This window comes from uncultured Sphingomonas sp. (assembly GCF_934560975.1).
In the GTDB taxonomy this organism is placed as follows: Bacteria; Pseudomonadota; Alphaproteobacteria; order Sphingomonadales; family Sphingomonadaceae; genus Sphingomonas_I.
This window is the reverse complement of the sequence record NZ_CAKTFO010000001.1, coordinates 355,147-367,645: the sequence shown is the minus strand read 5'-3', so window position 1 is coordinate 367,645 and position 12,499 is coordinate 355,147. Positions and strand designations below refer to the sequence as shown.

The 12,499-nt window shown below is 61.5% G+C and carries 14 protein-coding genes and 1 pseudogene; 4 read left to right on the top strand and 11 right to left on the bottom strand.

The genetic code is table 11. The features are described 5' to 3' along the window. Positions 1-155 precede the first annotated feature (155 nt). Positions 156-959 (bottom strand): hypothetical protein, encoded by an 804-nt coding sequence (locus Q0D93_RS01750; RefSeq protein ID WP_294390534.1) that lies wholly within the window; start codon positions 957-959, stop codon positions 156-158. A 79-nt stretch (positions 960-1,038) separates the two neighbouring features. Further along, complete coding sequence (locus Q0D93_RS01745; protein ID WP_294390531.1) at positions 1,039-2,118, bottom strand: PIN domain-containing protein; 1,080 nt, start codon at positions 2,116-2,118, stop codon at positions 1,039-1,041. Between the two features lie 82 nt (positions 2,119-2,200). On the opposite strand from Q0D93_RS01745, the gene Q0D93_RS01740 reads away from it, so the two are divergent. Beyond that, positions 2,201-3,163 (top strand): hypothetical protein, encoded by a 963-nt coding sequence (locus Q0D93_RS01740; protein WP_294390528.1) that lies wholly within the window; start codon positions 2,201-2,203, stop codon positions 3,161-3,163. Between the two features lie 229 nt (positions 3,164-3,392). Here the strand turns inward: Q0D93_RS01740 and Q0D93_RS01735 are convergent. From Q0D93_RS01735 to vsr, 4 genes and pseudogenes are all read right to left on the bottom strand, one after another. Continuing rightward, positions 3,393-3,891: pseudogene (locus Q0D93_RS01735) on the bottom strand (Eco29kI family restriction endonuclease). A gap of 94 nt (positions 3,892-3,985) precedes the next feature. Continuing rightward, positions 3,986-4,678 (bottom strand): DNA cytosine methyltransferase, encoded by a 693-nt coding sequence (locus Q0D93_RS01730; RefSeq protein ID WP_294390522.1) that lies wholly within the window; start codon positions 4,676-4,678, stop codon positions 3,986-3,988. A 73-nt stretch (positions 4,679-4,751) separates the two neighbouring features. Beyond that, positions 4,752-5,201, bottom strand: coding sequence for a DNA cytosine methyltransferase (locus tag Q0D93_RS01725; RefSeq protein ID WP_294390519.1), 450 nt, complete (start codon positions 5,199-5,201; stop codon positions 4,752-4,754). After that, entirely contained in the window at positions 5,188-5,619 is a 432-nt protein-coding gene (vsr, locus tag Q0D93_RS01720) for a DNA mismatch endonuclease Vsr (protein ID WP_294390517.1), read from the bottom strand. Before vsr ends, Q0D93_RS01725 begins: the two co-directional genes overlap by 14 nt. Before the next feature lie 423 nt (positions 5,620-6,042). On the opposite strand from vsr, the gene Q0D93_RS01715 reads away from it, so the two are divergent. Continuing rightward, positions 6,043-6,735 carry a hypothetical protein gene (locus Q0D93_RS01715; RefSeq protein ID WP_294390514.1) on the top strand — a complete coding sequence of 231 codons (693 nt, stop codon included), beginning with the start codon at positions 6,043-6,045 and terminating at the stop codon, positions 6,733-6,735. A 128-nt stretch (positions 6,736-6,863) separates the two neighbouring features. Here Q0D93_RS01715 and Q0D93_RS01710 read toward each other — a convergent pair whose 3' ends face one another. The 3 genes from Q0D93_RS01710 to Q0D93_RS01700 form a co-directional block, all read right to left on the bottom strand. Beyond that, complete coding sequence (locus Q0D93_RS01710) at positions 6,864-7,283, bottom strand: DUF5681 domain-containing protein (RefSeq protein WP_294390512.1); 420 nt, start codon at positions 7,281-7,283, stop codon at positions 6,864-6,866. Then, a complete protein-coding gene (locus Q0D93_RS01705; RefSeq protein ID WP_294390507.1) occupies positions 7,280-8,611 on the bottom strand; it encodes a site-specific DNA-methyltransferase in 1,332 nt (443 codons plus the stop codon). The genes Q0D93_RS01710 and Q0D93_RS01705 overlap by 4 nt, the downstream gene beginning before the upstream one ends. An 857-nt stretch (positions 8,612-9,468) precedes the next feature. Next, complete coding sequence (locus tag Q0D93_RS01700) at positions 9,469-9,747, bottom strand: HIRAN domain-containing protein (RefSeq protein ID WP_366510234.1); 279 nt, start codon at positions 9,745-9,747, stop codon at positions 9,469-9,471. Positions 9,748-9,921: 174 nt separating this feature from the next. On the opposite strand from Q0D93_RS01700, the gene Q0D93_RS01695 reads away from it, so the two are divergent. After that, positions 9,922-10,305: a hypothetical protein gene (locus Q0D93_RS01695; protein WP_294390500.1), complete on the top strand. Its 384-nt coding sequence runs from the start codon at positions 9,922-9,924 to the stop codon at positions 10,303-10,305. A 6-nt stretch (positions 10,306-10,311) separates the two neighbouring features. Here Q0D93_RS01695 and Q0D93_RS01690 read toward each other — a convergent pair whose 3' ends face one another. Both Q0D93_RS01690 and Q0D93_RS01685 read right to left on the bottom strand, forming a co-directional pair. Beyond that, positions 10,312-10,740, bottom strand: coding sequence for an SHOCT domain-containing protein (locus Q0D93_RS01690; RefSeq protein WP_294390497.1), 429 nt, complete (start codon positions 10,738-10,740; stop codon positions 10,312-10,314). Between the two features lie 129 nt (positions 10,741-10,869). Continuing rightward, positions 10,870-11,676: a DNA adenine methylase gene (locus Q0D93_RS01685; protein WP_294390492.1), complete on the bottom strand. Its 807-nt coding sequence runs from the start codon at positions 11,674-11,676 to the stop codon at positions 10,870-10,872. 446 nt (positions 11,677-12,122) lie between these two features. On the opposite strand from Q0D93_RS01685, the gene Q0D93_RS01680 reads away from it, so the two are divergent. Beyond that, positions 12,123-12,452, top strand: coding sequence for a hypothetical protein (locus Q0D93_RS01680; protein ID WP_294390490.1), 330 nt, complete (start codon positions 12,123-12,125; stop codon positions 12,450-12,452). Positions 12,453-12,499 lie beyond the last annotated feature (47 nt).

Genomic DNA, 12,499 nt, shown 5'->3' with positions numbered 1-12,499 from the left:
TGAAGCGTATGCCCGCAGGTTCAGCAAGGGACATAATGCCGTAGAATTCTGACACCTCTAAATCCTTGAAAAACTGTGGCCGGGCCCGCAGCGTCAAAACCGTCCGGTTGTGACACCTCAATGTCGTAAGCCAGCCAAAAACGATGTTCACCGGCTTAGGCAAGTGCGACTAGTCTTTCGCCTTCGATCTCCGCCGGTATCGGCTCGTCAATCATGGTGAGGAGATTGGGATCACAATGGTCGCCTGCCATCAGCGAAGTCTCGAACATCGGAACGCTCGTGGTGATCGGCTTCGGCGCGTCGCTAACAGGTATATCGGCTTTGATCCGGAGAAATCCGCCTTCCTCCGATGCAGCCAGCCTGAGCTGGGCCATTTTACCATCGGCCATTTTTAACCGTGCGCCGTGCATGATGTTGAGCGCGTAGAGGCTCACGAAGGTAGAAACGGGTTCAAACCGGGCTCTGTCCTGCTCTGTTAAAGACCCTTCAGCCACAAGCAGGTCAACGAAGTCCGGCCACAGCGCCTTGTCGCTGAACGCGAACTGCCACATCATACTGAGACCAAACACTTTCAGAACTTGGAGCTCCCGGTCCTTAAGCGAACGGCCCGCCTCGTATTTCCTGATCGCTTTGGCGAAGGACTGCTCGGCCGTCTGACGGGAGATGCCGAGCCTTTCCTTGATCCGTTCATCCGGCATAATTCTGAGGTTGGCGCGCCCCGCCTCCTTTAGGTGCTGAGCATTTGGCTTGATGCCGGCGAACTGAAGGTGCCACAACTTAGCGCTTGTCTGGATGTCGTTAGCGCGCGCCAGGCTGATGCCCGCGTCCCTCTCGTGGCGGTGGGCGGCGAAGTGGCCGATCTCCTGAATGCTGGCGCGTCCGGGCTGCTGCATACGCAAATCGGAGAACAGGCTATGGAGGTCAGTGACCTTGCGCTCGCCGCGAAGAAGCCGCGTCACGCGGCGCCTATGATCCTCAAGAAGCATTGATCATCCCATCCGCCATGCAGCCGTCGTACCTGCACCTCCAAAGCTGCTGTTACGTGTCCAACATGTCCCAGTCGTCGCCGAGTACCCAGCGCAGCGCGCTCAGCTTGCCGTTTAGCATGCCCCACTCGAAGTCTGACCAGGGACCTAGGTTCTCAAGGCCGATCTCCTCCTCGGTTCGCCTAGCAGATTCGAGCGCGCCAGCCCAGATCGTGTCTAGGATCTCGTCGGGCTTGTAGGGTGTTCGCGAATACTCGGCATCCGGCAGCACCTTGATGCGTCCTTCCTCGATCGCAATACGGCGTCCCCAGTGCCGATTGTACCAGATCTTCCGCACCAAGAGTTCGATCTCTCCTACGATCTCGGAGAGCCTTCGCGGCTCCTCTTCGTACTCGAACTCGGCTTGCAGCTCCTCCAGCCAGTCCGGTGCCTGCTCGTTCAGCAGCGCGTTGAGGTTCAGCGAATAGATCGACGCCTCGCCCCGGAAGAGATCGGCAAAGTCGGGGTGGGGCTGGCGCTCGTCGCCGGTGGGTGCGCTGAAGTCGTGCTTGTTGTGGGTAACGAAGGCGAACACGTCGCCACCACCGCTTTCATCCTCGGCGAGTGCACGAGCGTACAGCTCGATCAGGATAGCATCGCCCATGCTGTTCTTCGGCTTATGGAACGGCGCCCGCTTGTCGACGGCTCTTTGCGCCGCCGCGAGGAGGGTCTCATCGTCAGTCTCTAGGACTTCGGCTTCGACAAACAGTGCCTCTATACGGCCGATGGCGTCGTTTACCGCCTCGCCCAAAAGCGTGATGCGATGATCAACGTCGCTGAGTTGCCGCAGCGCCTCGTCCCGACCATCATCCTCGCCGAACTGCTTGACTGCGTCCTTTACGCGCCGGAATGTGCTGGCGAGGCTCTGCCCGCTCTCCTTGATGATCCGTTCCTTGTTTCGGCTGAACTCGTCGATAACCTGCCTCGGCACGATGAGGCCGATCACGCCAGCTTTCACCAATTCCTCCAGCGCGCCGATCGTCGGGCGCTGTCTGTAATCCTTGGCGATGTCGAGCCACACGCACGTGTCGATCAGCAGCCGAAGCTTGTAGTCCGCGTCTTCATCGCCTGTGACTTCAACCACTTCGTTCATCGTTGCCGCCCCTGCTGCCCCCCGCTCATTTACTAGCTCGGCTGATGCTATGTGCTAAGCCGCTGCGGAAGGGGTGATCAGGATGGCAGAAGTGGCGCGGCACGTTCGCACCAGGATCAGATACGACGGCCCGGCGCTCGCCGGTCATGAGATGGACGTGCAGGACCTCGCCCCCGCCCTTCTCGCGATGGCCGAAATCGTCCAGATCGCCAACCGGAAATTCAACGGCGACGCAGTTTCGATCCGCGTCATGGTAGATGCTGACGTCGAGCAGCAGTGCTTCCAGCTCGATCTCAGCCTCGTTCAATCGATCTTCGACCAGGCTGCTGTCCTGATCGGTCACAAAGACGTCGCCACGGCTAAGGACATTGCCGAGTGGGTCGGCATCATTAGCGGCTCGGGGCTGGGTCTCTTCGGCCTCCTCAAGCGCATCTACGGGGGCAAGCAGGACGCAAAGCCCGGCGTGACACTCACTACCGGCAGTCAGACCGGCACGACCATCGTCAACATCGCGGGCGACGTGCACATCCAGTCGATCCAGGTACCAACCGAGACGGCCAAGCTCCTTGTCGATCCGGACGTGACGAAGAACGTAAAGGCGGTGCTCAAGCCACTGGAACGCGAAGGTTACGAGGACGTCACCTTCCTGCACGACAATCGGCCGGTGACGCAGATCGACCGCCGAACCGCGCACGAGATCATTGCTGCGCCGCCAATCACCACCGAGGACGCGCCAACCGAGAGCGTGTCGAAGATCCGTGGCGTCGTGCGGATCAAGGCCGCGCAGTACGAGGGGGGCGCACGGTGGGCGCTGCTTTATCAAGGCAAGGCGATCGACGCCGAGATGGCCGATAAGGCCGCGTACTGGCTGGACGACTTCCAGCACAATCGCGTTGCAGCGCCGCCAAACACGACGTTGGACGTAAGTATGACCGAGACGGTCAAGCTTAACGCGCAGGGGCTCGCAATCGGCAAACCCAGCTACGTCGTGCACGAGGTGCACGGTGCAACGCCCCCGCCAACGCAGACGGGTTTTAGCTTCTAGGCGACTAGCGGCCACCGCCTGAGCCCAGACGGAGAACCGCTTATGCCGGTTTGATACGTTGGGGTGACTCGGCCGTAATCCGCCGAATGAAGAACCTAAGTGTCAAAACCGAGCGGTTCTGACACCCACTAAGCAGCCGCTGAAACTGGAGCGAGGTCCAAAACTTGCGAGCTGCTGAGCCTTGAAGTCGCTTCTCCCCCGGCGTTAGCGAGCTCGGTCTCGAGCCAAATCAATCCGCTACCGGATGAGCCTCGAGATACTCGCCAATCCGGCCATGAATCTCCTCCACCGTTTCGGTGCGCGCGGCACAGCGTTTCGCCCACCCGCGTCCGGGATGCAGCACATCCCACAGCGGCCGCGCGCCATTGTAGCGTCCCTTGCCAGGATCATGATTGCCGAACCCATCGAGCACCACGTTCCAGATCGGACGAAAGCGTGCGATCAGCAGGCTTTCCCCGAGCGGTATCCAGATCATCAACGGTGAGATAACGTGCCTGGAAGTCCGCGACGGTGAGCGAGCCGGTCGCCCGCTCGGTTGCCTCGACACTCTCACGATGCTCCATCAACCGCTTGAACAGCGGCGTGCCCCGCGCGCTCGCCGACAGGCTGGCGCCCTTGCGCCCGCCTGACGGGATCGCCTTGCCGATGTAGATCGGCCAGACCGCCGCCTCGGCATTGGCGCGAGCGATCGGCGCGTAAGCCGCGTACGGTCCACGATAATAGAGCACGTAGATGCCGGCGCCCTCGAAACTCCCGATCTAGCCCAGCGGGCGCGCGGGTTGCTGGAGGAGCGCGTCGGCGACCGACTTGCCGAGATTGACCCTATCGAGGGGGTTGTAGATCTCGCTCATGGCCAAGACTATCACGCCGCTGGGCAGCGTCGAGATGCTTCTTGACCGACTTGGCCACCACCTCGGCCAGGTCGACCGGCACCGCGTTGCCGAGCTGGCGCATGGTCTCCGACCAGGCGCCATGGAAGACGAACTCGTCCGGGAACGTCTGCAGCCGGGCACTCTCGCGCACGGAGAAGTAGCGCACCGAGCCGTCGGGCCTACGCAGCATATTCTCGCCGCCAGGCACGCCATGGACGCCAGCCTTCAGGGTTTTGGCGGGTTCGTCGAGCGGGCTGCCGGTGTGGCCGGGATAGCTCCGCGCGCCGGGCTGGAAGCGGTGATCGGCGAGGTCACAGCTGGCGGTCGGGTTCAACTCAGGGTTTGGCAGGCCCACCAGCGCGTCGCGGGTTGTCCGCCAAGACAACAGGCTTGGTTCGCGCGTGAGCTTCGCCGCCAGCTCGCCGCCCTTGCCCTCCAGTGGACGGTGGCGCCTGGCCACGCCATGCCGCTCCCAATAGTCACCTGAGCGATGCTGACTCCATAGCAGCGCGTCTCGGCCATGCGTCTCACGCGGGAACGACCATTTGACGCCAAGATCCGAGCGGAATCCCACGAAGAACACCCGCTCCCGCTTCTGCGGAACCCCATAATTGGCCGCGTTCAACACTTTAGGCGGCAGCACGCGGTAGCTGAGCGCGCTGGAGCCGTTGGAGGTATGATGCTGTTCCAGCCGCGCGCGGTGATCAACCCAGCTCTCATCGGCGCGGAGCAGGATCTCCGGATAGGACAGCCGCAGGAAGATGATAGGAGAAGTAGGTCGAGAAGGTCTCGCGGGTGAGCCCCTTCACATTCTCGAAGATGAAGGCTTGGGGACGGGTCTCGCGCACCACCCGCACGGCTTCCGACCACATGTCGCGCTGGTCCTCGTGCGCGCGGTGACGGCCGCCGAGCGAGAATGGCTGACAGGGCGGGTGACCCGTAACCAGGTCCACGCGACTCTCGAACTGGGTGAACGAGAAGCCACGGACATCGCCCTCGCGCGGTTCCGGCCAATGCTTCAGCGCGGGCGCACCACGCCGACGGTTCTCTCGCAGCGTGTCACAGCACCAGCGATCCCGCTCGACCAGGTCGATAGGCATGAACCCGGCTCGGCACACGCCGATACCCAAGCCACCCGCGCCCGCGAAAAGCTCAATCGCCTTCATGCTCTCCCTCGATGAGCCCACGCAATTTGTTTCCTAAACGTTCCCTATCTCGCAACTCGCACTCCCAGACAAGCAGCACGCGCCAGCCCGATGCCTTAAGCCCCGCCAGATTGGCTTCGTCACGAAGGCGATTGCCCTCGAGCTTGGGACCCCAGAAGTCCAGCCGGCTCTTGGGCATGCGCGCGAGCTTGCACGTGGGATCGGGATGACGGTGCCAGAAGCAGCCATGCACGAAGATCGCGCGCTTGCGGCCGCGCAGGACGATGTCCGGCTTACCCGGCAGGTCACGCGCATGCAGGCGATAGCGGTAGCCCATGGCCCATAGCAGCCGGCGAACGACCAGCTCGGGCTTGGTGTCTCGCCCCGCCACGCGGGCCATGCGTTCGCTCCGCTCGGCTGGGGTGAGTGTGTCGGCCACGAGCAGGGCGTTAGCGAGCGTCAGCCGCGCTGGTCCAGTGCACGCTGGAGAACCTCGTTTGCGAAGAGGATCTGGCCACTAATCGACGTGCGGCCGATCGTCGGCCGTGATCGGCTTGTCGCGTCCGATCAGCGGCGCCTCGCGCACATTCCACTTGCCTTCCTTCCCCGCCAGAGCAATCTGGTCCGGCTCCCGTGAAAGCCGGGAGCGGGGCGTGGAAACCCCAATCGCTAGAACTCGGTCGCAGCTTTGCTGAGGCCGGGTGGCATGCGCGCATGTCCAGCCGGCCCGCCGGTAAAGGCGCATGCGCCTGCTCTAGCGATCAGGTTTCCAACATCCGGCTCAGGCCGTCGCCCCGAGATGGACATAGGTGCGACGAGTGAGCCCAGGGCGAAGCGGACCGCACCTTCTAACGGAGGGCATATGTCGCTATCCCAGGTGCAAATCATCCGCTCGCTCGGCGAGGCGCTCGCCTGGTTCGAGAAGGAGCTCGCGTGGGGCGTCCAGCCAGCGCAGCTAGGGCATCTCACCGGTCGTATCGGCGAGCTCTACGCGGCGATGATCACCCGAGGTCAGATGGCGCTAGCCACCAACCAACATGGCTATGACGTCGTCAGTGCCGATAGTGAACGCATTTCGGTAAAGACGGTGACGACGTCCACCCATGTGAGCTTCCGCAGAAGCACGATCCAGCACGTCGATCGTGTGATCGTGTTGCGCGTCAACGTAGATGAAGGCGAAGCTTCGATCGAGGAACTGCTGGACTGCCCGATTGACCGCCTACACGAAGCCGCTCCCGATACGACAGGGGATCTGATCTACCCCACGCGGACAGTTCGGCGAGAGCCGATCTCACTTGATCACCTCCTCATCGCGAAACAGGCGAGCTCGAACAGCCACCGCGTCATTCAATATGAGAATGGCACGATCGTTGTTGAACGTGACGGGCAGCCTGTAAGCCCAGCAAAGCCGATATTGCGCGAGCTTGCCGGAGAACTCGGAATTTCGCTGCTCAACGGTGCAGGCAGCCCACGCAACACGCGACAGCTGGGCGCGGAGATCATCGCGGCTCTCGGCGCGGCCGAAGGCAGAACCGTTGCTGGTCAACTGGCTTGAGGCGATCCAAGGTCGGCGTCGGTTTGCTGTTCCAACAGCCTCACCCTTCCGCTATCAGATTCACCTTAACCTCCGCTGCCCCGGAGCTCTCCCGACCCGCGCGGCAGCGGAGTTTGATCATTGATTAGCTAGTCGGGCTTCCTCGACCTCTTAGCGACCGCGTCAAGCATTGGATCATTACTCGGGTCAAGCCCCCTTGCTCGCAGATGGATCGCCATGTCATCGACCAACCTGAACACAGGCTCTCGAATGACGTTTTCTTGAAGAGCATCACGCAGAAGGTCGAACCAGGCCTTCATCGCGTACACCTTGCCAGCTAACGCGTGCTTTTGCAGCGCTCGAATCAGCGCTTCATTCATTGTGACAATAGTCTGCTTACCACTAATCGTTACCGTAACTTTTTCCTCTCCAGCCTTGATGATGTCCTTCATGAGCTGGCTTGGAACGGCAGCGCGTCGGGAGTTGCGCGGGCGGCCTTTTGGATTGCCGGATTGCTTGGGCTTGAACCTCGTGTCCTTGAATGGCTTCGGATCCTCCTGATCGCTCATCCGTCGATCTCCTCGGCAGCAGCCGTACGGGATGCTTCAACCTCCTCGAAACACCGGCCGTCCGCTAGGATTGCCGTCTTGCCGGTCTGCTTCTGCCAACGCCGAATAATAACATCACAGTAGATCGGATCGATCTCGAGCAGCCGGGCACAGCGGCCTGTTTTTTCCGCCGCAATCAACGTGCTGCCTGAGCCTCCAAAGGGATCGAGGATCAGTTCACCGCGGTTGCTAACGTCCCTCAGTGCATCCGCGATCATCGCGACAGGTTTGACCGTTGGATGCATGGCAAGCTCTTCGTCCCTGCTTTTGCCGAAGCTATTGGCGCCAGCATAGGTCCATACATTAGATCTATGCCGGCCACGCTCCCCGAGGCCAAAGTTGTTCGTATGAGCGCCGCTGCCGACCTTGCAGACCACGACGAGCTCATGCTGCGAGCGGTAGAAGGTCCCCATGCCGGCGTTCCGCTTGTTCCAGACGATGATGTTCTTAAGCTCGCTAAAGAGCGTCTGGCACACGGTTAGGACTGCCAATAAGCCTCGCCAATCAATGCAGACATAGGCAATCGCCCCATCACGGCATACCGATCCAGCGTTGCCGAAGGTCTCATTTAGAAAAGCAAGGAACTCAGGCTGCGACATTTCCCCGCTCGCTTCGAAGAATTCACGACGTTTGTTCTTGCCTTTGCCGCTAACATGACCCATAATTGGAACATTCCACGGCGGGTCAGTAAAAATTACGTCAGCTGACGCGCCGCCCATGAGTATAGCGATTGCGCTTTTGTCTCGTGCGTTGCCGCAAACTAACTTGTGATTCCCTAATATCCACTCGTCGCCGAAATGCGTGGTTGCGCTGTCCAACGTGTCTGGCGGCGGTACGGCATCTTCTTTCGCCAGCTGCTTGGGGTCGCGCTGATCAAACTCATCAAGAATGCGGTCGATGTCGGGTTGATCGAACCCGGTTAATTCTGGATCACAATCAAGAGAAGTAATAACCTTGATCTCGTCCGCTAACTGGTCGAGGTCCCAGGTGCTCTCATCCGCTATGGCATTGTCGGCAAGACGGTATGCCGCCTTCTGAGGACCGCGCAATCCGATCATGCGGATGCATGGAACCTCCCGCATATTGAGCCTCTTCGCCGCCTCAAGACGGCCGTGACCCGCAAGAAGTACGTTCTGCTCGTCTACGATAAGCGGGTTTGTGACATCAAACTCTTTGATCGACCGTATGATCTTGTTGATCTGCTTCTTGGAGTGCTTACGCGCGTTCCGCTGATAGGGAACGATCTCCGCAGTCGGAATCATCTCGATTGGACGCAGTGGCTCGGCCAACGCCGCCTCCTTGATAGGGAGGCGTTCCGCGGGTCCTCCGAGCTCCGCAACGTCTTCATGCCTCGAAAACCCGCAGGACACAAGGCCCGGAATTGGTGTCGAGCCGGCTCCTGATCCTCCCCTGCTTTGCCTGATTTTTAAGCCTGTTATTGGGAATATTTAGCCTGTTACTGCCGCTATCAGATCGGAGGGGAATGCGCCGGAAATCTGGCAAACCAACACGCGGCGTAAGCCATTTGGTACACACATTTTGCGTGTGAACAGGGCCGAACAGGCGAATACAGGGCGATGGCTCGACTGCGGCTGAGCAACTCGTCAGGCAAGATCCGCTGGGGTTGGCAGATTTCGAGACGGCAGCGACATCATCGTGCTTGGACAAAGATCGCGCGGACTCCACGTGCGGCACAAAGTTCTGATCCCGCAGGCTGACAGATCGCGTTGAAAGAGCCTGGTTCCGCGCCAGCCATGCCCGCTAAGTGCCTGTAGGATTGAGTGATGACCGTATGGTCGTCCAAAGGAAGACAAGCCCGCATCATGGTTTTGATGCTAATTTGAGATCCCGTACCGCTGGCAGTCGGCGCCGAGAGAAACAGGCGAAAATGACGCCGTTCTCCTGCGTCGAGTTCTGTGCAAGTCTCTTCCGAAAGGCAAAATTGCCAGGAAGCGGCCAATTTTCGAGCCAGCTTCTTCCGTTCAGAACCGATAGGTCAACGAGTGGCGGAGCGGGAGCCCGTCACAACAACGTTGCTTTTAGGCTGTTTTCAGCCATTCTCTAGATCAAGCTCGTGTTCGATACCCCAACAAGTACCCCGCCGCAAATTTTCGTTTTGCGATGAGCTGCAGCCCTGCCTTTAATGTCATGCCACACGCCTGACCACGCAGTCGGGGTCGACGGGCAGCTCCGGTTGGTCGCCCTCCATGTTGATCCGAAGCAGAATGCCCAGCGACGAGCCCGGCAGGTCCGCGCCGCGTATCCGCTCGACAATCGCTCGGACTTCATATCCCCGATCGATCTTGCTGCCGATCCATACGGCCCGCTCGCGCCGCAGGTAGCCCACGCGGATCTGCCTGGCGCTGAAGATCGCCACGGCCGCGCCGTCGTGCGGGTTGTTCGGCTCGCGCACCAGGTGCGCCACCTCCCCTACCCTGCATATCGCCAGCTCTGCTTGCCGGCTGCTCCCGTCCTCGTTGTCGTACCACTCGCCGCACCCGGGCAGGCTGAAATCGTTCCACCCCACTTACCCGCTCCGTAGAACAAACATGGAACATCTGCTATCCGGAACGCCATCGAGTCGGCAAGGATGAAAGCCATGGACACGCCGCGTGCTGCCGTTCGGGAACGGCTGGAGCTTGAGATTGCGTCTATCCTGCGGGATTGTCCCGCGCCGCACATGGAGGTGCCCTGCGGGCAATTGATGGACAAAATGTCCAACAATCCGGCCGAGCCGGAGCCGGTCGTGCTGGTCGAGCAAGGGAGCGAGATGGTAATGCGGGAACCGTTCGGCCGCTGGCTGCTGGCCCAGAAGGATCGCGGCGACTGGATCGACAACCTAGCAACCGCCGCGCGCGCCGATCGCGGGTTCCCGCGTGACGCCACGCCCGACCAGGTGCGCGGCCGGCTCCAGCTGCTCGGCGCCGACGGCGACGCGTTCGAGCAGGTGGATGATGCGGAGCGGTGCTGGCTCAGCTGCTAAGCGCGATCAGCGCGCCAGCAGCTTTGCTTTCTGCGCGTCGAACTCTGCCTGGGTAAGCAGGCCTTTCTCCCGCAGGCCCGCCAGCTTGGCGAGTTCATCGGCAACCCCGATGCTGCCGCCCTGGCGGGCAGCGTCCCCGGCGGTAGCCTGTAGCTCAGGCTGTACTGGCACGACTGTGCCGTTGTCGCAGGTGGACATCGACGCTTTGAGATAACCCCATGTCACGGCACCGCTGGCGTCTGACAGGACGTAAAAACGGTCCGCACCGACATAACCGCCCAGGCGGTTCTTGGCGTTGACGGCACCGCACGCGATCCAGCCCCAAGTTCGGCCACCCATCATCTTGCCGACCCAGCCCCACTGGAACCCGCTGCTGTAGGTAAACATAGCGGAAGCGGGATCGATCAGCTTGGCCTTGAGCCCGGACTCGGCCATGTCGCGAACCTTCACAATGTCCGGCATTGGAGACGGAGGCGGCACCTCCCTAGCGCTCGCGACCGTCCCAAAGACCAACAAGCCAAGCGCAATCCGTCGCATTGTACCTCCCCCGTGAAGGCAGCGCCTTTACGAGATTGCAGTACCGTTGGAAATGATCAGCTCTCCCACCCGCTTACCGATGCCCTTCGCTACGGTGTAGGTCACCTCGACTCCCCGCAGATCGAACCGGCCAAACGCCGCCCGCGCCAGCGGCGCATCATTGATCGACAGCACGAAGCGGCCACGGATCGACGCCAGCTGGTCGGCCATCCGGAAGAAGTCATCCGGCGTGAACCCCGCCCCATAATCGTCCTCGCAGTCGACATAGGGCGGATCGAGATAGAACAGGGTCTCAGCGGCGTCATAGCGCCGGATCACGTCCGCATAAGGCAGCTGCTCGATGACCACGCCGGCAAGCCGCTCGTGGATCTCCGCCAGCATCGGCTCCAGCTTGGTGACGTCGAACCGCGCCGGCGTGGCTTTGCCCACGCCAAACGTGCGGCCGGTCACCTTGCCCCCGAACGCAAGCCGCTGGAGGTACAGGAACCGCGCGGCGCGCTCTAGGTCGGTCAGGGTTGATGCGTCAGCACGACGCAGACGGTCGAACTCGGCCCGGCTGGTCAACTTCCACTTCAGCTCACCCATGAACGCCTCGTAGTGGCGCTGGAGGATGCGGAAGAGGTTCGCCACGTCGCCCGACAGGTCGTTGATGACCTCGGCGCGCGGTCGCCGATCGCGGCGGAGGAAGATGCCTCCCAGGCCCACGAATGGCTCAACATATGTCTGGTGGGGGATGCCGCGCAGGATGGCGCAGAGGCGGCTGGCAAGATTGCGCTTGCCGCCAAGGTACGGGGCAGCCGGACGGACCGGTGCCACACGAATCATAGACTCCATTTCGATGTTCACTCACGGAAGCCCCGCCTGGTGCACAGGCGCGGGGCGTTGCGGCTAGGCCAGCCGCGCGTGACGGATCTTCGGTCCGTCGGTTCCCGGGTTGCAGCCCGGAACCCCCGCTCGGCCGGAAAAGGTAACCGGCGGTTACCTTACGGCCTGCGGACGTGTCTTGGAATTGAAGAACATACGCGGAACAATTATGTCTCGCCCATGCTGATCCGAGTCCCCCCACAAGCCACCGACGAACAGGCTCGCCGCCGCCTACAGCGTCTCGTGGTCGACAAGGGCGAGGACTATGCCGGGCTGTCGCGGCTGGTTGGCCGCGCACCGTCATACCTCAGCCGCTACGTCCGCCAGGGGACACCGAAGCGGCTGCCGGATGGTGAGCGGGACGCGCTGGCACGGTACTTCGGGATAGCGGCTCAAGAGCTGGGCGCGCCGTTGTCATGAGCTACCGGGCTGGCCCGACCAGCCCTGAAGGCTCGATCGCCGCTATCGTCGGCCGGACCGACGAGGTGGATTATGTCCGTCGGCTGATCCAGCAGGCACGCCGCGACATGCTGGGCGACGAGGGGGGTGATTATTACTGGATCACCGCCGGGATCTACCAGCAGGTGGTCGGCAGCTGGACCGAGGCGGATCAGCGACAGTTCTTGGAATGGCTGGGCCGGCCTTACCAGCCGCACATGGACGAAGGGCCGAATGGGTTTGCGTTCGAGCGGACGTTGAGCGCGCGGGCGGTGGAGGAGCTGGCGGTGGTCGACGTGCTGCCGTAGCGGTGGGTGCCGGCCGCCGGAGAAGAGGTGAGCCGGGCAAGGGGGAT

Excerpts from the sequence above, each read along its gene's own strand:
- Q0D93_RS01710 (WP_294390512.1), bottom strand. The coding sequence starts at position 7,283 with ATGAGCGATCAGGAGGATCCGAAGCCATTCAAGGACACGAGGTTCAAG.
- Q0D93_RS01745 (WP_294390531.1), bottom strand. The coding sequence starts at position 2,118 with ATGAACGAAGTGGTTGAAGTCACAGGCGATGAAGACGCGGACTACAAG.
- Q0D93_RS01685 (WP_294390492.1), bottom strand. The coding sequence starts at position 11,676 with ATGGAGTCTATGATTCGTGTGGCACCGGTCCGTCCGGCTGCCCCGTAC.
- Q0D93_RS01725 (WP_294390519.1), bottom strand. The coding sequence starts at position 5,201 with ATGAAGGCGATTGAGCTTTTCGCGGGCGCGGGTGGCTTGGGTATCGGC.
- Q0D93_RS01715 (WP_294390514.1), top strand. The coding sequence starts at position 6,043 with ATGTCGCTATCCCAGGTGCAAATCATCCGCTCGCTCGGCGAGGCGCTC.
- Q0D93_RS01690 (WP_294390497.1), bottom strand. The coding sequence starts at position 10,740 with ATGGCCGAGTCCGGGCTCAAGGCCAAGCTGATCGATCCCGCTTCCGCT.
- Q0D93_RS01695 (WP_294390500.1), top strand. The coding sequence starts at position 9,922 with ATGGACACGCCGCGTGCTGCCGTTCGGGAACGGCTGGAGCTTGAGATT.
- Q0D93_RS01740 (WP_294390528.1), top strand. The coding sequence starts at position 2,201 with ATGGCAGAAGTGGCGCGGCACGTTCGCACCAGGATCAGATACGACGGC.
- Q0D93_RS01680 (WP_294390490.1), top strand. The coding sequence starts at position 12,123 with ATGAGCTACCGGGCTGGCCCGACCAGCCCTGAAGGCTCGATCGCCGCT.